At 42.5% G+C, this 18,809-nt stretch carries 19 protein-coding genes; 7 read left to right on the forward strand and 12 right to left on the reverse strand.

Features of this window, described 5'->3' with window-relative positions; genetic code table 11:
* Positions 1-5: 5 nt before the first annotated feature.
* Both PSU78_RS04545 and PSU78_RS04550 read right to left on the reverse strand, forming a co-directional pair.
* Positions 6-980 carry an alpha-E domain-containing protein gene (locus PSU78_RS04545; protein WP_300384910.1) on the reverse strand — a complete coding sequence of 325 codons (975 nt, stop codon included), beginning with the start codon at positions 978-980 and terminating at the stop codon, positions 6-8.
* A complete protein-coding gene (locus PSU78_RS04550; RefSeq protein ID WP_300384913.1) occupies positions 974-2,413 on the reverse strand; it encodes a circularly permuted type 2 ATP-grasp protein in 1,440 nt (479 codons plus the stop codon). The genes PSU78_RS04545 and PSU78_RS04550 overlap by 7 nt, the downstream gene beginning before the upstream one ends.
* Positions 2,414-2,798: 385 nt before the next feature.
* Between PSU78_RS04550 and PSU78_RS04555 the strand changes: the two genes are divergently transcribed.
* Together PSU78_RS04555 and PSU78_RS04560 are read left to right on the forward strand one after the other, a co-directional pair.
* Positions 2,799-3,596: a transglutaminase family protein gene (locus tag PSU78_RS04555; protein WP_300384916.1), complete on the forward strand. Its 798-nt coding sequence runs from the start codon at positions 2,799-2,801 to the stop codon at positions 3,594-3,596.
* A gap of 21 nt (positions 3,597-3,617) precedes the next feature.
* Entirely contained in the window at positions 3,618-4,472 is an 855-nt protein-coding gene (locus PSU78_RS04560; protein WP_300384919.1) for a transglutaminase family protein, read from the forward strand.
* A gap of 45 nt (positions 4,473-4,517) precedes the next feature.
* On the opposite strand, the gene PSU78_RS04565 is transcribed toward PSU78_RS04560, so the two are convergent.
* Together PSU78_RS04565 and katG are read right to left on the reverse strand one after the other, a co-directional pair.
* Positions 4,518-4,682, reverse strand: coding sequence for a rubredoxin (locus tag PSU78_RS04565; RefSeq protein ID WP_300384922.1), 165 nt, complete (start codon positions 4,680-4,682; stop codon positions 4,518-4,520).
* A 148-nt stretch (positions 4,683-4,830) separates the two neighbouring features.
* Positions 4,831-7,020 (reverse strand): catalase/peroxidase HPI, encoded by a 2,190-nt coding sequence (gene katG, locus PSU78_RS04570; protein WP_300384925.1) that lies wholly within the window; start codon positions 7,018-7,020, stop codon positions 4,831-4,833.
* 232 nt (positions 7,021-7,252) lie between these two features.
* Here katG and PSU78_RS04575 point away from each other — a divergent pair, with 232 nt between their 5' ends.
* Entirely contained in the window at positions 7,253-8,155 is a 903-nt protein-coding gene (locus tag PSU78_RS04575; RefSeq protein WP_300384928.1) for a hydrogen peroxide-inducible genes activator, read from the forward strand.
* 96 nt (positions 8,156-8,251) lie between these two features.
* Here the strand turns inward: PSU78_RS04575 and pqqA are convergent, their stop codons facing one another.
* The 8 genes from pqqA to dsbD form a co-directional block, all read right to left on the reverse strand.
* On the reverse strand, positions 8,252-8,323 hold the full coding sequence (gene pqqA, locus PSU78_RS04580; RefSeq protein WP_012777389.1) for a pyrroloquinoline quinone precursor peptide PqqA: 72 nt from the start codon (positions 8,321-8,323) through the stop codon (positions 8,252-8,254).
* Positions 8,324-8,464: 141 nt separating this feature from the next.
* Positions 8,465-9,292, reverse strand: a complete 828-nt coding sequence (locus tag PSU78_RS04585; protein ID WP_300384931.1) for a DUF3426 domain-containing protein — start codon at positions 9,290-9,292, stop codon at positions 8,465-8,467.
* A gap of 8 nt (positions 9,293-9,300) precedes the next feature.
* The gene (prmA, locus tag PSU78_RS04590; RefSeq protein ID WP_300384934.1) at positions 9,301-10,188 is read right to left on the reverse strand and encodes a 50S ribosomal protein L11 methyltransferase; all 888 of its coding nucleotides are present in this window, start codon (positions 10,186-10,188) and stop codon (positions 9,301-9,303) included.
* A gap of 21 nt (positions 10,189-10,209) precedes the next feature.
* Entirely contained in the window at positions 10,210-11,559 is a 1,350-nt protein-coding gene (gene accC / locus PSU78_RS04595) for an acetyl-CoA carboxylase biotin carboxylase subunit (protein WP_300384960.1), read from the reverse strand.
* Positions 11,560-11,591: 32 nt separating this feature from the next.
* A complete protein-coding gene (gene accB, locus PSU78_RS04600; protein ID WP_300384937.1) occupies positions 11,592-12,053 on the reverse strand; it encodes an acetyl-CoA carboxylase biotin carboxyl carrier protein in 462 nt (153 codons plus the stop codon).
* Between the two features lie 49 nt (positions 12,054-12,102).
* Entirely contained in the window at positions 12,103-12,552 is a 450-nt protein-coding gene (gene aroQ, locus PSU78_RS04605) for a type II 3-dehydroquinate dehydratase (RefSeq protein WP_300384940.1), read from the reverse strand.
* Between the two features lie 177 nt (positions 12,553-12,729).
* Positions 12,730-13,284 carry a TlpA disulfide reductase family protein gene (locus PSU78_RS04610; protein ID WP_300384943.1) on the reverse strand — a complete coding sequence of 185 codons (555 nt, stop codon included), beginning with the start codon at positions 13,282-13,284 and terminating at the stop codon, positions 12,730-12,732.
* Positions 13,285-13,335: 51 nt separating this feature from the next.
* Positions 13,336-15,252 carry a protein-disulfide reductase DsbD gene (dsbD, locus tag PSU78_RS04615; RefSeq protein WP_300384946.1) on the reverse strand — a complete coding sequence of 639 codons (1,917 nt, stop codon included), beginning with the start codon at positions 15,250-15,252 and terminating at the stop codon, positions 13,336-13,338.
* Between the two features lie 174 nt (positions 15,253-15,426).
* Here dsbD and PSU78_RS04620 point away from each other — a divergent pair, with 174 nt between their 5' ends.
* From PSU78_RS04620 to PSU78_RS04635, 4 genes are all read left to right on the forward strand, one after another.
* Entirely contained in the window at positions 15,427-15,822 is a 396-nt protein-coding gene (locus PSU78_RS04620) for an FxsA family protein (protein WP_300384950.1), read from the forward strand.
* Between the two features lie 169 nt (positions 15,823-15,991).
* Positions 15,992-17,020: a CDP-6-deoxy-delta-3,4-glucoseen reductase gene (locus tag PSU78_RS04625; RefSeq protein ID WP_300384953.1), complete on the forward strand. Its 1,029-nt coding sequence runs from the start codon at positions 15,992-15,994 to the stop codon at positions 17,018-17,020.
* A gap of 74 nt (positions 17,021-17,094) precedes the next feature.
* The gene (locus PSU78_RS04630; RefSeq protein ID WP_300384955.1) at positions 17,095-17,871 is read left to right on the forward strand and encodes a TIGR01458 family HAD-type hydrolase; all 777 of its coding nucleotides are present in this window, start codon (positions 17,095-17,097) and stop codon (positions 17,869-17,871) included.
* Positions 17,872-18,012: 141 nt separating this feature from the next.
* Complete coding sequence (locus PSU78_RS04635; RefSeq protein WP_300384958.1) at positions 18,013-18,672, forward strand: cytochrome b/b6 domain-containing protein; 660 nt, start codon at positions 18,013-18,015, stop codon at positions 18,670-18,672.
* Positions 18,673-18,809: the final 137 nt, after the last annotated feature.

Below are 18,809 nucleotides of genomic sequence, written 5' to 3' on the forward strand. Positions count from 1 at the left end.
ATCTTTTATCCTTGAGTTTGAGTCATAGGTAATTCAAGTTCTGGGCTATTTAGGTACGCACGTTGAATTTCAAGCCCTAGGCGATTGTTTTGTCTGAGGAATGCTTCTAAAAATTCATGTAAGCCTTCTTTGTAGATATCTTCAATCAGGCCATATTTCAAAGTGGAGTGAATTTCACCAGCTAGGCGCTTACATTCACGTCCAGCATTACCGCTTAAATGTTCAAGAATAGTGGTTAGTTCATCCATACAAGCATGAAGCGAACGCGGCATGTCTTTGCGTAATACTAGAAGTTCTGCCACCCGCAAGGGCACGACAGCATCGCGATACACTTTTAGATAGGCTAAATAGGCGCTGGCTGAACGTAATAATGCACTCCACTCGTAGTAATCTACAGCTCCGCCAACATCAGACGCTGACGGTAATAGAAGGTGATATTTCACATCTAACAAACGCGCCATGTCATCTGCACGCTCAATAAACCCGCCTAATCTGGTGAACCAAAAGCCATCATCACGCAACATGGTGCCGTAAGTCACGCCACGGAACAGATGTGAACGAGATTTCACCCAGTCGCAAAACTCTGTTAAGCCACTATCGAGAATGACTAATTTGTCGAGCTGTAGAAATTCTAACCATAGGCTATTGATGTTTTCCCACATCTCCAGCGACATGGCCACTCTTACTGCGTGTGCATTTTCACGTGCTGCGCGCAAACAGCTATAAATGCTCGAAGGATTGCGCTCATCCATTGAAATGTAGTAAATAACGTTGCTGGCAGTGACTTCATCATAGGCTTTGTTGAAGTCATCGACGGTATCTGAAATATGCAGCAATGGCACCCAAAGCGCAGCTTCGCTTTGGGCAGCGTTTTGAACGAGTGACATGCGATAAGTCACATCCAGCATGCGCGCCATGTTTTCAGCACGCTCAATATAACGTGCCATCCAGTATAAGTGATCAGCGGTGCGACTTAGCATTGCAGCACCCATGTATCTTTAGTGCCGCCACCTTGAGAGGAGTTCACGACTAAAGATCCTTCATTCATGGCTACGCGACACAATGCCCCTGGTACGACTGAAGTCGTTTTACCTGATAATACATAAGGACGAAGGTCAACATGCCTAGGCGCTACGCCTTGTTCGACCAATGTTGGACAGGTAGAAAGCGCAAGTGTTGGTTGGGCAATGTAGTTATCTGGGTCGGCTATGATGCGTAATCTAAACTCTTCAATCTGTGCTTTGCTTGAAGTTGGGCCTACGAGCATGCCGTAACCACCTGATCCTTGCACTTCTTTAACCACTAATTCAGCAAGATTATCCAACACATATTTTCTGTCATCTGCTTTGCTGAGTTTATAGGTGGGAACATTGGACAAAATTGGCTCCTCACCTAAATAAAATTTAATCATATCAGGCACGAAGGTATAAGTAGCTTTGTCATCCGCAACACCTGTGCCAATGGCGTTAGCCAGTGTTACACCACCATTACGATAGACTGAAACTAAGCCAGGTACACCTAACATAGAGTCTTGTCTGAATGCCAAGGGGTCAATAAAGTCATCGTCAATACGTCGATAAATGACATCAATCTTTTTAGGCCCTTCAGTGGTGCGCATAAATACGGCATTGTCTTTTACAAACATGTCTCGACCTTCAACCAGCTCAATACCCATCTGCTGTGCAAGAAAAGCATGTTCAAAATATGCGCTGTTGTATGCACCTGGTGTCATCAGTACAACGGTAGGGTCACCTGTTGTGCCACTGGGCGCGGCGGCGCGCAGATTTTCTAACAATACTTGCGGATAATGATCGACTGGTGCAATAGGATATTGCCTGAAAAGCTCAGGGAATAACCGCATCATCATGCGGCGGTCTTCCAGCATGTACGAAACACCAGAAGGCGTTCGTAAGTTATCTTCTAACACATAAAAAGTATCCGCTTCGGTACGTACAATATCAATACCTGCAATATGGGCATAAACACCGCCCGGCACGTCTACACCTTGCATCTCTGGTCGATACATTTCGTTAGTCAGTATACTTTCTGGCATGATGCCAGCTTTGATAATGTCCTGTCCGTGATAGATGTCATTCAAAAACATATTGAGTGCACGCACACGTTGGCAAGCGCCATCTGAGAGCTTTCCCCATTCACTTGCGGCCAAAATTCTAGGAATCACATCAAATGGAATCAGGCGTTCAGCGCCTTCCTCTTCGCCATAGACTGCGAAAGTGATACCGACTCGTCGAAACAGTAATTCTGCATCGCGAGATTTTTGTGCAAGTTGAGAAAAGTCTTTGCCAGCTAACCAGTCAGCATAAGGCGCGTAAACTTGTCTCACGCCTTTTTTTGAATCTATAGATTCATCAAATGCAGTGAGCAGTTTATTTTTATAATCAATAGAAGCCATAGTAATAGTATACTTGCAAGGCGCGTGCCAACTCATACAAAATTAATCAATATCTATATTTAATGCGCCTTGCAGGCTTGTTTTATCTTGAATTGATATTACTAGTAGCACCAATTTTTTAGTCTACTTTAATTGATGCGCTTTTTTGGTGCATAGCTAACTTAGCAAAGCGTTTAGTTAGTGCGTAAAGTTAATAGGAATTTTCTTGAAAGTAAGCCCCACAGCCTACTTCAGGCTTAAGCTAGTTTAAGCAAAACAACGAATAGTGAATGAATAGCTATTGGTATAGTTATTGCTGTATCTTCAGGACAGTGTTGCTGCAAATAGGTAGCTTTCGTCAAGATGCTTTTGTCCAAATACTGTAAATCATAAAAGGAAAACAACTGTGTGGCTTCGTACTCGATGTGATATTACTTTTGACGTGGCTATTGCAACCCCGTTTATTCTGATGCTTAGGCCCCGTAGCGGCTTAAATCAATGGGTCGCGCGAGAGTCATATACGCTAAACCCTAGCGTGCCCGTTGTTGAGTACACTGATAATTACGGCAATCTTTGCCAGCGGCTAATTGCACCGCCGGGCGAATTTTCTATCCGAACATCCGCCGACATTATGACCGCAGACAACATCGATGTTTGTGCAGGCGCACCTTTTGATGAAGTACAAAATTTGCCAGATGACGTGCTTACCTACCTGTTACCAACGCGCTATTGTGAGTCAGATCGCTTTATCGACCTAGGTCAAGAGCTCGTAGCTGGCGTGATGCCTGGCTATGATCAAGTCGCGACCATCGTGGCTTGGATACGTGACAATATTAAGTTTAATTCAGACTCCATTCACTTTCAGCTATCTGCGGTAGAGGTTAATCAGCAGCGCGAGGGTGTGTGTCGCGAGTTGGCGCATTTGGGCATCGCGCTGTGTCGAGGTTTGTGCATTCCTGCGCGCATGGTTGTTGGCTACCTACATGGACTAAAGCCTATGGATTTTCATGCTTGGTTTGAAGCTTACGTAGGCGGGCGCTGGTATACCTTTGACCCAACACAGCCCTATCCTATAGGCGGTCGTGTCACCGTTGCTTATGGGCGCGACGCTGCCGATGTGGCGATATTCAACCAATTTGGCCCAGCGTTATATCCGCAAGCCATGTCGGTGAGTGTTGAAATGTTAGATGCGGCACCAAACTAAGCGTTATTTAATTCCAAAGCTATGCAAAGATTACGTATTAAACACCTGACTGATTATACGTTTCCAGCGCAGGTAACGTTGAATCAGCATAAGCTTTTACTGCGCCCAAGAGAAGGGCATGACGTACGCATTGAGTCCTCAAAGTTAGAAATCACGCCTGCTTACAATATTAAATGGCAGCGTGATGTGTTTGATAACTCGCTGGCGATTGTCAATTTTTTAGAGCGTTCGAATAGGCTCACTATCGCTAGTGAGGTCGTAATTCAGCATTACGAGCAAGCGCCTTTCGACTTTATGTTAGAAAGCTATGCGGCTCAATATCCATTTACTTACGCATTAGACGAACAAGCAGATTTGGCTATTTTCCAGCAGGCCAGCTTTTATAACGACCAAAATGTTGTTAATGCATGGTTGCAACAACAAAACTTATTTGGCATGCAAACTTTTAGTTTGTTAATGCATTTAAATCAGAATATTAGCCAAAATTTTCGTTATCAAATGCGCGAAGAAGCGGGTGTGCAGTCGCCTTCGCAAACGCTGTCGCAGCGTAGTGGATCTTGTCGAGATTATGCAACGCTGTTCATTGAAGCTTGTCGTTGCTTAGGCTTAGCGAGCCGCTTTGTCAGTGGTTATTTACATGCGCCAGCTACCGAAGCTGGAAATGCGACAACCCACGCATGGGCTGAAGTCTATTTGCCCGGCACTGGTTGGAAAGGATTTGACCCGACTTCAGGAGAACTCACAGGTAATCACCATATTGCTGTAGCCGTTGCGCGCAATCCAGAGTCAGTACCACCAATTTCTGGCAGTTTTACTGGACTAGGCTTGATGGCAACTACGATGTTAGTCAATGTGCAGGTTAATTTGTTACCCTAGTAAGCCAAGCTCAGCACTTAGCTGACATTGTCAGTTGTTCGCTATTTAAAATTCAACCATTTCAAATTCTGCTTTAGAAACGCCGCACTCAGGACATGCCCAGTCAGCAGGTACATCTTCCCAGCGAGTGCCAGGTGCAATCCCATCTTCAGGCCAGCCTTTTTCTTCTTCATATACCAAACCACATACTACGCATTGCCACATTTTCATACTTTTTCCTAAATTGTTACTAGCTATTATTAGTCGCAAACCAAAGTGCAATACTTACATAGATTGGCAATAAAAAAAAGCCCGCATGGCGCGGGCTTAAAGGGTGAATGAGATAATCTATATCATCTGTGGTTTTATGATGATTTAATTAAACTAAATCAAAGCGGTCGTTATTCATTACTTTATTCCAAGCACTCACGAAATCTACCACAAATGTGTGCTGTGCATCGCTACTCGCATAAACCTCTGCAATAGCGCGCAATTGTGAATTTGAGCCAAACACCAAATCGACTACTGTGCCTGTCCATTTCACTTGGTGAGTGGTTCTGTCACGGCCTTCTAACACGCTAGGCGATACTGCTGATTTTTGCCATTTGGTTTGCATATCTAGCAAGTTCACAAAAAAGTCATTGCTTAGCGTTTCTGGTGTATTGGTAAATACACCATGGTTGCTCTGCGCGTAATTTGCACCCAACACACGTAAGCCGCCAATGAGTACGGTCATTTCAGGTGCAGAAAGTCTTAATAATTGCGCTTTATCTAACAACATTTCGGCCGCGCCATGTCCATATTTTTGGTAGTTACGAAAGCCATCTGCAACGGGCTCTAATACTGCAAATGACTCCACATCGGTTTGCGCTTGAGTTGCATCGCTGCGCCCTGGCATAAATGGTACGTTAATCGCGGTGCCAGCTTTGTTAGCCGCTGCTTCAATCCCCGCAGCGCCGCCAAGCACAATTAAATCTGCTAGTGAAATAGCCTTGCCACCTTGTTGCGTCGCATTAAAAGCTTGTTGCACTGCGCTTAACTTTTGTAACACTTTGGCTAATGCAGCAGGTTGGTTTACTTCCCAATCTTTTTGCGGTGCTAGTGCAATACGTGCCCCGTTTGCCCCGCCGCGTTTATCTGAACCACGGAAAGTAGAGGCAGAAGCCCATGCTGTGCTGACAAGTTCTGAAATGGATAAGCCAGAAGCTAATACATTTGCTTTTAAATCTGTAATATCTTTTTCATCCACCAAAACATGATTCACTTTTGGTATTGGGTCTTGCCAAATTAATTCTTCACTTGGCACTAACTTACCTAGGTAGCGCGATGCTGGGCCCATATCACGATGCGTTAGCTTGTACCAAGCCCTCGCAAAAGCATCTGCAAATTTAGCGGGATTAGCCATATAATCGCGTGAGATTTTCTCGTAAACAGGGTCCATGCGCATCGCCATATCAGCAGTTGTCATCATTGGTGCATGGCGTTTGCTTGGGTTATGTGCGTCGGGTACTGTGTTTTTAGCAGCGGCATCTTTTGGCGTCCATTGGTGCGCGCCAGCTGGGCTTTTTGTCAACTCCCACTCGTAACCAAACAAGTTTTCAAAGTAGTTGTTATCCCATTGAATTGGGTTCGTCGTCCAAGCGCCTTCGATACCGCTAGTAATGGTATGTTCGCCTTTACCCGTGCCAAAACTATTGATCCAACCAAACCCTTGGTCTTCAAGGTTAGCACCTTCTGGTTCACGACCAACATGCGCAGTATCGCCCGCGCCGTGTGATTTACCAAAAGTATGGCCGCCAGCAGCTAACGCTACCGTTTCCTCATCATTCATTGCCATACGTGCAAATGTATCGCGAATATCACGTGCTGAAGCTAGTGGGTCAGGATTGCCATCAGGACCTTCAGGGTTCACATAAATAAGCCCCATTTGTACTGCGCCCAATGGATTATCTAGTTCTCTATCGCCTTTGTAGCGCTCGTTGCCCATCCAAACATTTTCTGGACCCCAATAAATATCTTCTTCTGGTTCCCAAATATCTGGGCGGCCACCAGCAAAACCAAAGGTTTTTAAACCCATGGAATCTAGCGCTACGGTGCCTGCCAATATCATTAAGTCCGCCCAAGATAATTTGTTGCCATATTTTTGTTTAATTGGCCAAAGTAAGCGGCGTGCTTTATCTAAATTGCCATTATCTGGCCAGCTATTGAGCGGTGCAAAACGTTGCGAGCCCGAGCCTGCGCCACCGCGGCCGTCATGAATACGATAAGTACCTGCGCTGTGCCAAGCCATACGAATAAAGAAGGGGCCATAATGGCCGTAATCTGCTGGCCACCAATCTTGTGAGTCTGTCATTAATGTGTGTAAATCTTGCACTACTGCATCTAAATCAAGCGTTTTGAACGCTTGTGCGTAATCAAAATTTGCGCCTAACGGATTAGATTTTGCTGAATGTTGATGTAAAACACCTAAGTTTAGTTGCTCTGGCCACCAGCCTTTGTTACTAGCGTTTTTAGCAACAGTCATTTTTTGTGTACCACCCGAAAAAGGGCATTTTGCTTCCGTTGTCATTTTTTTCTCCTTAGATATTTGTTAATAATTTGCTGCATAGTCAGCCAGTAGCGCTATGGCCAGTGGACTAATGTTTTCTAATAGTTGTTTAATCATTGTATTCTCCTAGTTGCCTTGCATATGGAGTATTTTATGAGCTTAAGCTATATTTGCATAATTGTATGTTTTGATGAGGTTGATAAATATAATTTATCAATGTATGATAGAAAAAATTGATGGCATTGAGCATAAAATGAGTCTAACAGAATTAAAGTTTATTGTAGCTGTGGCACAAGAGCGCAACTTTAGGCGTGCTGCGGAGAGGTGTTTTGTTTCACAGCCTGCACTAAGTCTAGCGATTAAAAAGCTTGAAGAAGAGCTCAATGTGATTATTTTTGAGCGGAGTAGAAGCGAAATCACTATGACTGAAATTGGCGAAAAAATAGTGGAGCAGGCTTCAAAAGTATTGGAAGAGGCCGCCTATATCAGGCAGCTAGCAGACCTAGGTAAAAATCAGCTGAAAGGCACGCTAAAACTAGGCATGATACATTCAGTAGGTCCTTATTTATTACCAGAGATTATTCCCATATTACGTAATAGCGCGCCAGAGATGCCGTTGGAAGTGGAAGAGAACTTAACCGCAAATTTAGAAGTGCAACTGCGTAATGGCGTCATTGATGCGGCCATTATTGCGTTGCCATTTAATATACCTGGCTTGCAATACCGCGCTTTGTATGACGAAGAGTTTGATGTGGTTGTACCCAGCGACCATCATTGGGCAAAACGTAAAAATATTAAGCCCGAGGAGTTGTCTGAAGAAAAAGTACTATTACTGAATAGTGGCCATTGTTTTAGCAATCAAGTCACACAGGCGTGCCCAGAACTCTCACGTAAGGGCGAAGTGCTGCAGGGCAATTCATTAGAAACTATACGTAATATGGTGGCATCAAACCTAGGTATTACAGTATTGCCTTGTTCTGCTACAGCGGAGCGCTACAATAATCCGTTAATTAAAGTGATTCCGTTTGTCAGCCCAGCACCTACAAGGCGTATAGCCATTGCGTGGCGTAAGAGTTTTATGAGATTGGAAGCAGTAGAAAAAATAGCAGAGGCGATTAAAGCGATTGATTCAAATTACATGTTGTTGATTAAGTAAATTATAAATCGCATTATCCAGGCGCATGCGTCTAAAAGTTAGGCTGCTGAAAAATAAAAAGGCGCACAAGGCGCCTTTTTCAGTAGTAAAGAACAATTATTTGTTCATTACGTACATTGTAACTTCGAAACCGAAACGCATTTCAGTAGCTGCTGGTGTTGTCCACATAATAATTCTCCTGTAAATTAATTAATTAAGTCATACAAAATCTATGACTTACATAATACAGAGCAGTTGCATTTACTAGCTATGTAAAGCCACTAAATTAGACTAATGATTTTCATTAGTTCAGCGTTGTTACGATTAATATTAATAACTCACTGAAATTCGATAGCCAGCTACAGGTTCATCCTGGGCGGTCAGCGCTAGTTTTACTTTGATTTCAGCACCCGCTGGCAAGCCGCTTACAACATCTGTATGCTCTAGTAGATATTCTGCTGGTGTGAATATGCGCCTTAATTTAGGTTTATCCTCAATATCGGTCAATGTCAGTTCTATATTCGGGTAAGTTTGGATAAATCCAGCTTGATTAATTAAGGTGCTAGAAAAGTGGATTAAACCTTCGTGCTCAGCATCTTCTTGCATATCGGAGTCATCAATGATGATAAATTCAATTTTCTTCGGCAGGCTGATACTGCAAGAAAATTTTTCACAAACTTGAGTAAGCAAGGGTTTTAGTTTTGGATAGTAAATAGTAATATCGCTGCGCCAAAAATAGATGCTTTGAGCAACTGCGGCGATTAACAGAAGAATAGCAAATATGCTTATTAGCCACTTGTATAAACGACCTTTACGTTCAGCTTTTTGGTCAATGGTTTCAAAGTAATTGGCTTGACTGTGCTTAAGTAAGGCTTTGTTGACAATCTCACTAGCCTCGTCGCTTACTTGCGGATTTTCGTGATCCTCAATGTGACTAACTTGAGCTTCGTTCTCATCATTGACGCTAGCAAAGTCGTTAGCTAAATCGGTGTCATCTGACGCATTAACTTCAGTCTCGTTAACATCAACCAGCTCTTTTGTCGCATCAAAAACATGTAGGCAATGCCCACAACGCACTTTGCCATTATGTTGGTTCAGTTGCTCATCAGTAACAACAAATTGCGTTTGGCAGTTGGGGCAGTTAGTGACGTTGGTCATTTTTCACTCTATTTTTTGGTGCCTGTGAGCAACACCCAAGAATCCATCGTTTGTGGGGCTTGCATGTTAAACCACTCCGCGTAAATAGCACTCACGTCAGAGGCTTGCTCTTTTAAAATACCCGAAAGTGCAATCTTGCCACCAGTTTTGCAGGATTTTGCCAGCGCAGGCGCTAGTACACTTAAAGCGCTTGAGAGTATATTTGCAACCACTATATCAAATTCACGTGATTGATATTTACTTGCATGATAAAAGTTAGCGGCGACATTATTCTGCTCAGCGTTGTATACGCTAGATTGAATTGCTTGAGGGTCAATATCTGTGCCGATAACTTCAGATGCACCAAGTTTTTTGGCAGCAATCGCTAAAATACCTGAGCCACAGCCATAATCCAAAACGGAATCTTGTTGAGATACTGTTTCAGTTAACCACTGCAAGCACAGATGGGTAGTAGGGTGGCTGCCCGTGCCAAAAGCTAAGCCTGGATCTAACACGATGTTAATCGCCTCTGAGTTAGGCGCGCTATGCCATGTCGGCACAATCCATAAATTATCTGTAATTCTAATCGGCTCAAACTGAGATTGCGTCGCGCGCACCCAATCTTGCTCTTGAATGATTTCGGTAGAATATTGTAGATTGCTTAATTTGGTTTCTCGTTCCAAATCAGCAATCACTTTTGTAACATCAACACCTTCATCAAACAACGCGCTGACAAGATTTTGTTGCCAAATACCTGGTGGTGGGTCTCCTGGCTCGCCGAATATAGGCTGCTCATCTAATGTGTCGGCGTTGGCATCTTCAATAATGGCAGAAAGCGCACCTTGCGCCATTAGCGTATCGCTAATTAAATCAGCCGTATTGTCTTGTGCTTCAATTTTTAAAGATACCCACGCCATGCAAAACCCACTTACTGATGATTATTTGTTATAAATGCCAAGCTTTTGCTCAAGGTAATGAATGCTTGTACCACCTAGATGAAAAGCTGCGTCCGCCATGAGGTCTGCGTGCAATGCTACGTTGGTACTAATGCCGCCTATCATCATTTCTGATAGGGCAATACGCATACGCGCAATCGCTTGGTCACGCGTGTCACCATAAGTAATCAACTTACCTATCATAGAGTCATAATTTGGTGGCACAGTGTAGCCCGCGTAAGCGTGTGTATCAATACGTACACCAGGACCACCTGGCATATGGAACGTAGTAATCTTGCCTGGAGAGGGCACAAAAGTGTATGGATCTTCCGCATTCAGACGGCACTCAATCGCGTGTCCCTTAAGTACTACATCTTTTTGGCGAAATTTTAGCTTTTCACCAGCCGCTACAAAAATCTGTTGTTGAACTAAGTCAATGCCAGTAATCATTTCGGTCACGGTATGCTCAACCTGTAAGCGGGTATTCATCTCAATGAAGTAGAACTCATTATTTTCATACAAGAATTCAAAAGTACCCGCACCACGATATTTAATTTTGCGGCAGGCTTCGGCACAACGCTCGCCAATTTTGTCGCGTAAACGCGGGTTAAGTAATGGCGCAGGCGCTTCTTCAAGAATTTTTTGGTGGCGGCGTTGCATCGAACAATCACGCTCACCTAAGAACACCGCATTGCCATGTTGGTCAGCGAGTACTTGAATTTCAATATGGCGTGGCTTTTCTAGGTATTTCTCCATGTATACCACAGGGTTACCAAAGGCTGCTTGTGCTTCGGCTTTTGTCATATTCACCGAGGCTATCAGTGCAGCTTCCGTATGCACCACACGCATACCGCGTCCACCGCCACCGCCAGAGGCTTTAATAATGACTGGGTAACCAACTTTTTTAGCGATTTTAATAATTTCAGCTGGATCATCTGGCAATGCGCCGTCAGAGCCTGGCACACAAGGTACGCCCGCTTTTTTCATGGCATCTTTAGCCGATACTTTATCGCCCATTAAACGAATAGTTTCAGCGCGAGGGCCGATAAACACGAAACCACTTTGCTCTACACGTTCCGCAAAGTCAGCATTTTCTGATAAAAAACCGTAACCTGGATGAATTGCTTGCGCGTCAGTCACTTCAGCCGCACTAATCACTGCTGGAATGTTTAAGTAACTTTGACCAGACGGTGCAGGGCCAATACATACAGATTCATCTGCTAATTTTACATATTTAGCTTCTCGGTCTGCCTCAGAGTGAACGGCAACTGTTCTGATACCAAGTTCGCGACATGCACGCTGAACACGAAGGGCGATTTCGCCTCGGTTAGCGATTAAGATTTTGTCAAACATAGCCATGTTGTTAAATACCTTTTAAATTTTTATTAGCCAATAATAAATAGTGGCTCGCCGTACTCAACAGCCAAGCCGTTTTCGACTAAGATTTTCTTAACAACGCCAGCTTTATCTGATTCAATTTCATTCAGTAGTTTCATCGCTTCAATAATACAAAGCGTGTCACCTACAGCCACTGTATCACCTACTTCTACAAATGGTTTTGCATCTGGTGAAGATGAGCGGTAGAACGAGCCTACCATCGGTGATTTAACCGCATGACCTTCTTCAACTATTGGCACTTCAGCAGCTACGGCTTGTGGCGCTTGTCCTTGCGGTGCTGCAGCGTACTGCGCAGGCGCATAGTTGGCGTAGTGTTGTTGTTGTGCTGGTGCGCTAGATGTAAAGTTGCGGCTAATACGTACCGTTTCACCTTCTTCTGTTAGTTCAAGTTCAGCGATGCCTGACTCTTCAACAAGATCAATTAGTTTTTTAAGTTTGCGTAAGTCCATAGTAACCTCTAAAAATCTAGGAAAATTTTAGTTAATAACAAGAATAAATTTAAGAATGATTGATGCGGCGAATTGCATAATCAAGCGCGAGTGTATAGCCATGTGCACCTAAGCCGCTAATGACACCAACTGCAATATCCGTAAAATAGGAGTGATGGCGAAATGCTTCACGTGCATATACATTAGATAAATGCACTTCAATAAAAGGCACTTTCACAGCAGAAAGCGCGTCGCGCATTGCCACTGATGTATGTGTAAATGCGGCAGGGTTAATAATCACAAAGTCTACTTTGGTCGTCGCAATGGATTGAATTTTAGTAACAAGATCACCTTCAGTATTGCTTTGAAAAGTCTCTAAAGCTAAACCAGCTTGTGTTGCAATGTCCGTTAACGTTTGATTAATCGAGCTTAGTGTGTCGCTGCCATAATGCTCAGGTTCACGCAAACCCAATAAATTAAGGTTTGGACCGTGCAATACTAATATAGATTTAGCCGACATGTTCAACCAATTTTTTGAACGGTTTATATTGTAAATTAGTGTAACTCATTGTTGCAAGTTTGCCGAAGTTAGCAGGTTTTGTCCAGCAACTTTAGTGAGTTTAAACGAAATTAGCTTGCATTCACAATTTAAGTGGTTGATATTACTAGCTTAAGCTTAGCTGTAAAATATGGGGTGTTATGGTGCTAATAAAGGACGTATTGCAGATTCTAAAAGGGTTTTATTGATGCGTCCAAAGTAGGTATCAGCGACTTCGCCACGCTGATTAATAATAACGGTATAGGGTAATACGCCTTTATCATTACCTAAATCATTGCCAAGCACCATGCCTTCATTCTCCGCAGCGAATAAAGGATAGCTTACAGGCGTTGCTACTGAAAATTCTTTCACAAGTGCTAATTCATCTACAGCCACACCAAGCACCACTACATTCTTATTTTTATATTCTGTATATAATTCAGAGAGTTCTGGCATTTCTTCGCGGCAAGGCGGACACCAAGTTGCCCAAAAGTTAAGTACGATGATTTTCCCTTTATACTGGCTTAAATCTTGTTTTATGCCATTTGGATTAGATAGCTTACTTGCAAATAGCGGTTGTGTAGAAAACTTGCTGTAGTCAGTCGCAGCGTTTTTAAATGCAGTATTGGGACTTAAAAAATAGTAGTAAATCGCAAAGCCAAGCAGTAGCATGGCAGCTAAATAGCCAATATTAGAGAGTATTTTTTTTAGCATAATTTGATGATTGGCCTGATTAAAACGCTACTTTTATTAATTCCGTTTTTATTAACACTGTGCAGTTGTTTCTTGCTGATTTTGTGGTGCGATAATGCAGCTATCGCGTTTAGCTAAGGTAGTGCTAAAACGCTCAGCATCTTGAAAGCCAACGGTTTTTAGTGTGGTCATTTCTTTGCCATTACCATTAAAAAATGCAATACCAGGCGGGCCAAACAAGCCAAAGCGTTTGAGTAGCGCTTTATCTTCATCGGTATTTGCAGTGACATCTACTTGCAATAGCAACGTGTTGCTAAGTTGTTGCTGAACTTTTGGATCGCTAAACGTCAATTGCTCAAGCTCTTTACAAGCCACGCACCAGTCTGCGTAAAAATCTAACATGACAGGTTGATTAGTTGTAGCTAGCTTTTGTTCTAATTCAGCAATGCTAGCAACGCGGGTAAAGTTTAAAAGTGAAGGATTTTTTGATTGGCTAGCGCTACTAATAGTAAAGTTGCTGAGTGGTTTTAAGGGTGATTTTGCACCAGAAAGCGCACCAATTAGTAAGGCTACACCAAATATCAATATAATAACGGCAACGCCTTTCCATAGCTTGGCAAAGTTGGTTGCATGCGTTGGTAAGCTGTCTAGCGCGCTGTGATAAACCGCGGTCACAATTAACAATATTGCCCATAGCCCTAATTGAATACTCACGGGAATCACTGGTGAAATAAGCCAAATTGCCATGCCTAACATCAATACGCCAAAGAAGTTACGCACCGCGTTCATCCAGTTACCTGTTTTTGGCAATAAGCTGCCTGCAGATGCCCCAATTAGCAATAACGGCACACCCATGCCGATGGCGAGTGCGAACAAGCCAACACCACCTAAAAATACATTATGGGTTTGACCAATGTAAATCAGTGCGCCTGCTAGTGGCGCCGCTACACACGGGCTAACAATCAATGCAGAAAGTGCACCCATGACGAATACACCAAAAAAGTGTCCACCTTTGAGTTTATTGCTGGTGTTTAGCATTTTGTCTTCAAAGTTTTGCGGAAGTTTTAGCTCATAAAAGCCAAACATTGAGAAAGCTAATAACACGAATATCAAGGCGCTTGCGCCAAGCACCCAAGCATTTTGTAGCGATTGGCTGAGTAGGTCGCCAGATAAGCCTGCTGCAATTCCTGCTAGGGTGTAGCTTAATGCCATGCCCAAAACATAAGCCACAGATAAGCCGAATGCATGCAATTTTGACGGTTTAATTTGCTGACTTTGACTGCCTACAATAATGCTCGATAAGATTGGAATCATCGGCAACACGCAAGGTGTAAGTGAAAGGAGTAAACCTGCGGCAAAAAAACCTGCAATGACTAACCATAAATTGCCAGATTTTAGTATTTTTGTCGTGTTATCCGTTTCGTTATCGTTTGCAAGATTAGTTACTGCGGCTTTTTCTGATGTGCTTACAATATTTTTAACATCAGCTAAATCTACGGTAAATGTTTTGGTCATCGGTGCGTAGCATAAGCCTTTTTCACTGCAGCCTTGGTAAGTAGCGCTAATCTTAATGGCATTATTTTTAATGTTGGCTAAATTAATTTTTGTACTAAAGTCATGATGATAGACTTCCATTTTGCCAAAATTTTTATCATTTTTAATCTCAGCCATAGGAAATTCAATGCCAGTAATCTCGGCTGGAGTTCCTGGTGCCAGTACAAATTTGATGCGCTCTTTGTAAAGATAATAGCCAGGTACTACAGTAAAATTGGCTTGAATGCTTTGGGCATCTTTGGCGGTTAAGTCCAATTGGAAAGCGGCTTCAGGCGATAAAAAAGTCTCTTCGCTATTAGTTTCAATCAGTGAGTTTGTAAATGAACTGAACTTGTTTTCAGCCGCATAGGTGTTGGGTAAAACGCCAACGATGGCAATCAGGCAGAAAGCCAAATGCTTAAGAAATGCAGAGTGTTTAAGAAATAAAGGTTTCACTATTATATTCACTAATGTTTTTTAAAATGATGGAGCTTTAAAGACGCATGGCTACCTTTTTAGCAATTAAAATTAAACTATCTTGTATTTTAATTGCTCAGACTCCATTACATAGAGAGTGAATGAGCATCATACGTTCAATATTACTTGTAATCCACTAAGGATCATATATCAATGCGTTTAATACTTACACTGGCTTTACTTGCCTTTCCTATCGCGGAAATCTGGATTTTAATTAATCTATTTCAGCAATATGGTTGGTGGGTATTATTATACTTAGTCGCTATGGTATTGCTTGGCTTACAACTTATTCGTGATGAAAAGCTATTATTTACAGGTCGAATGATGCAAAGCCTTAGCCAGGGCGGTAACCCAATGAAAGCGATGTTTGGCAGTGCGCGTAATATTATTGCTGGCATATTACTGATCATTCCAGGTGTACTTACAGATATAGTGGCCGTAGTGCTATTGTTGATACCTGTGGATAAAAACGCGATAAAATCGTCTACATTTAAGCAACAAGCTGCTAATGATGATGTCATAGAAGGTGAATTTCACCGAGAAGAATAATGGGCACCTCTATTCATTAAACTTTCGTCGTAATGCTGCGTTGCTCACAAAAAATTATTCCTTATATATTAACTATATACAGCGTCATAATTTGTTTGTCGCGCCTTGTCTTACTTAGAAACTTAAATGAATAGAGATACCCAATAAAGAGTAAAAGAGAGCCTAAATTATGAGTTATCAAATCACTATAAAATCTAGTCAACACATATACACAGCAAAAGCATCAGAAACTGTTCTGGAATCAGCCATAGGCGCAGGTGTGAATATTCCATATGGTTGTCGTAACGGCACTTGCGGTAGCTGTAAAGGCGATATTATTTCAGGTGAAGTGGATTATGGCGATTACGCATCGAGCGCACTGACTGATGCAGAAAAGACCATGGGTAAGGCGTTATTTTGCTGCGCACACCCGCTATCAGACTTAACCATAGAATGTCGTGAAATTCATGCTGACGTGATTCAACCGCGTATTTTGCCAGCACGCGTGGAGCGTAAAGAGCAACTTTCACATGATGTGATGGCTTTGTTTTTAAAACTTCCCAGCACTGAGCATCTCAAATTTATGGCTGGTCAATACATCGAATTTTTACTTAAAGACGGTAAGCGACGGGCATTTTCACTAGCTAATGCACCGCATATCAACAATATATTAGAGTTGCATTTACGGTTGATTCCAGGTGGCCAGTTTACCGAATACGTATTTAACGAAATGCCAGACAAAGCTATTTTGCGTATTGAAGCGCCATTCGGTAGCTTTTTCTTAAGGGAAGATTCTGACAAACCTATCATCATGGTCGCTGGCGGCACAGGTTTTGCGCCGATTAAAGGCATTATCGAGCACATGCTGCACAATAATATCAATCGCCCAGTAACTTTATATTGGGGTGCGCATAGTTTGAAAGATCTTTATATGCCATCGTTACCAGCATCATGGGCGGTTGAGCATCCGCACATTAAATTTATTCCAGTATTGTCTGAGCCTGCTGCAGAGGACAATTGGCATGGCCGCACTGGCTATGTGCATCAAGCAGTTTTAGAAGATTTCGCTCAAACAGGTTTAGCTGACTATGAGGTCTATTGTTGTGGTGCACCAGGCATGGTGGAGGTCGCCCACGCCAGTTTTGTAGAAGCTGGTTTGCCAGAAGATGAATTTTTCTCTGATGCATTTAATTATGCAAAACCAACGCCTAAAGTGTAACTTCTGCATGGTTTAGCTTTCCAACGATAGTTTAGGTGAATTTTCTCGAAACCTGACTCTAGTGAGGTGCTGATATGAGTGATTTATCTGCTCTAAAAGGGTTTTTGTTTGATTTGGACGGTGTGCTTTATACAGGTTCAAATGTGATAGAAGGCGCCGTAGAAGCAATCGAAAAACTGCGCGCCAGCCATATATGCCGCTTTGTCACCAACACTAGTACTTTATTCCTTAGGTCACTTCAGCAAAAAATTAATACCTTAGGCTTTGCAATCCCTGCAAATGAAATTATCAGCGCACCGCAAGCTACTTTACTCTATTTACAAGGTCAACAAAATCCAGTTTGTCGTTTGTTGTTAGCTGAGGATGTAAAACAGGATTTCGAGGTGCTTAATCAATCTGAGACTGCTGCAAATTACATCGTCATTGGTGATATTGGTGGTACGTGGTCTTACTCGCTCTTAAATCAAGTGTTTAATGACTTGATGCAAGGCGCAAAACTCATAGCAATTCACAAAAATAAATTTTGGCAGACTGAGCATGGTTTACAGATGGATATTGGAGGGTTTGTTGATGCGCTGGAATACGCTAGCGGCGTGAAAGCCATGATTATAGGTAAGCCTTCGGCCGATTTCTTTCAAATTGCCTTAGATGATATGGGACTTAAAGCTTTTGAAGTAGCCATGATAGGCGATGATATTGACGTGGATGTTGCTGGAAGCCAACAAATTGGCTTAACAGGGATGTTGGTGAAAACGGGTAAGTATCGCCAAAGCTATGCTGAAGCTTCTCACGTTAAACCAGATTTACTCATAGACTCAATCGCAGATTTACCAAAATTACTTGGGTTATGACAGTCTAAATAGCAAACTGCTATGCCATTCATTGGCCTAACAACATCACAAATCTAAACCGAATATTTAATTACATGCTTAAGGTTGCGTTAAGAATATAAATTTATGATTTGCTCCATACCTCAATAAAAGGAGCAAATCATGGAAACCATCACCTACCAAAGAAAAAAGGTCTATGACCCAGTTCTGCGACTGATTCACCTCTGGAATGGCTTAGCCATTCTATTCCTTATGACCACTATCTGGCTTTCTGACCTTTTTGAAAAAGGCGTTGGCGAGAAAACCTTGTGGCAACTTCATATTTACATTGGCTATGCGCTTGTAGTTGGGATTGTTGCTCGACTAGCTTGGGGTGTTGTGGGTCCGCGTCACGCTCGCTTTTCTGATATGTGGCATCCAATTGTTTGGTGGGATGCAGTACGCAATTTTAATCTGCAAGCCAAGCCGCGTTTTGGCCACAATGCTTTAGCTAGCGGGGCTTATCTGTTGGTCTATTTGTTGTTAATAACCATGGCAATTACGGGACTTTCCCTTGCAGCTATCGAGCATAGCATGGGACCTTTCAGCACTTGGATGGGAGACATGCCTTGGTTGAAAGAAATTGTAGAAGAACCACACGAGATTATTTATTACTTTTTGATGGGTTTTGTAGTGGTGCATATCGCGGCTTTAATTTGGCATGAGTACAAAGATAAAACACCACTAGCGCAAGCGATGGTAACTGGCTATCAGTATGAAGTTGAAGACAGTCAACACCATGCTCAAAACGTACATAAAAATCAAGGAGATCATCATGCTTAATGCATTTGTTAAACAATCATTTCTTGTATTTGGGCTGCTATTTAGCATCCATGTATTTGCTGCAACGCCGCAAGAGTTACTTAAGGGCACCTCTAAAAATACGATTTAATCGCACCATGTTAGATAGTGATGCAATT

The sequence above is a fragment of the Methylotenera sp. genome (genome assembly GCF_029945705.1).
GTDB lineage: Bacteria > Pseudomonadota > Gammaproteobacteria > Burkholderiales > Methylophilaceae > Methylotenera.

Coding starts and splice junctions, on each gene's coding strand:
- PSU78_RS04565 (WP_300384922.1), bottom strand. CDS start 4,682: ATGAAAATGTGGCAATGCGTAGTATGTGGTTTGGTATATGAAGAAGAA.
- PSU78_RS04625 (WP_300384953.1), top strand. CDS start 15,992: ATGAGTTATCAAATCACTATAAAATCTAGTCAACACATATACACAGCA.
- aroQ (WP_300384940.1), bottom strand. CDS start 12,552: ATGTCGGCTAAATCTATATTAGTATTGCACGGTCCAAACCTTAATTTA.
- PSU78_RS04585 (WP_300384931.1), bottom strand. CDS start 9,292: ATGACCAACGTCACTAACTGCCCCAACTGCCAAACGCAATTTGTTGTT.
- PSU78_RS04545 (WP_300384910.1), bottom strand. CDS start 980: ATGCTAAGTCGCACCGCTGATCACTTATACTGGATGGCACGTTATATT.
- accC (WP_300384960.1), bottom strand. CDS start 11,559: ATGTTTGACAAAATCTTAATCGCTAACCGAGGCGAAATCGCCCTTCGT.
- prmA (WP_300384934.1), bottom strand. CDS start 10,188: ATGGCGTGGGTATCTTTAAAAATTGAAGCACAAGACAATACGGCTGAT.
- katG (WP_300384925.1), bottom strand. CDS start 7,020: ATGACAACGGAAGCAAAATGCCCTTTTTCGGGTGGTACACAAAAAATG.
- PSU78_RS04630 (WP_300384955.1), top strand. CDS start 17,095: ATGAGTGATTTATCTGCTCTAAAAGGGTTTTTGTTTGATTTGGACGGT.
- PSU78_RS04635 (WP_300384958.1), top strand. CDS start 18,013: ATGGAAACCATCACCTACCAAAGAAAAAAGGTCTATGACCCAGTTCTG.
- PSU78_RS04620 (WP_300384950.1), top strand. CDS start 15,427: ATGCGTTTAATACTTACACTGGCTTTACTTGCCTTTCCTATCGCGGAA.
- PSU78_RS04610 (WP_300384943.1), bottom strand. CDS start 13,284: ATGCTAAAAAAAATACTCTCTAATATTGGCTATTTAGCTGCCATGCTA.
- PSU78_RS04550 (WP_300384913.1), bottom strand. CDS start 2,413: ATGGCTTCTATTGATTATAAAAATAAACTGCTCACTGCATTTGATGAA.
- accB (WP_300384937.1), bottom strand. CDS start 12,053: ATGGACTTACGCAAACTTAAAAAACTAATTGATCTTGTTGAAGAGTCA.
- PSU78_RS04560 (WP_300384919.1), top strand. CDS start 3,618: ATGCAAAGATTACGTATTAAACACCTGACTGATTATACGTTTCCAGCG.
- PSU78_RS04575 (WP_300384928.1), top strand. CDS start 7,253: ATGAGTCTAACAGAATTAAAGTTTATTGTAGCTGTGGCACAAGAGCGC.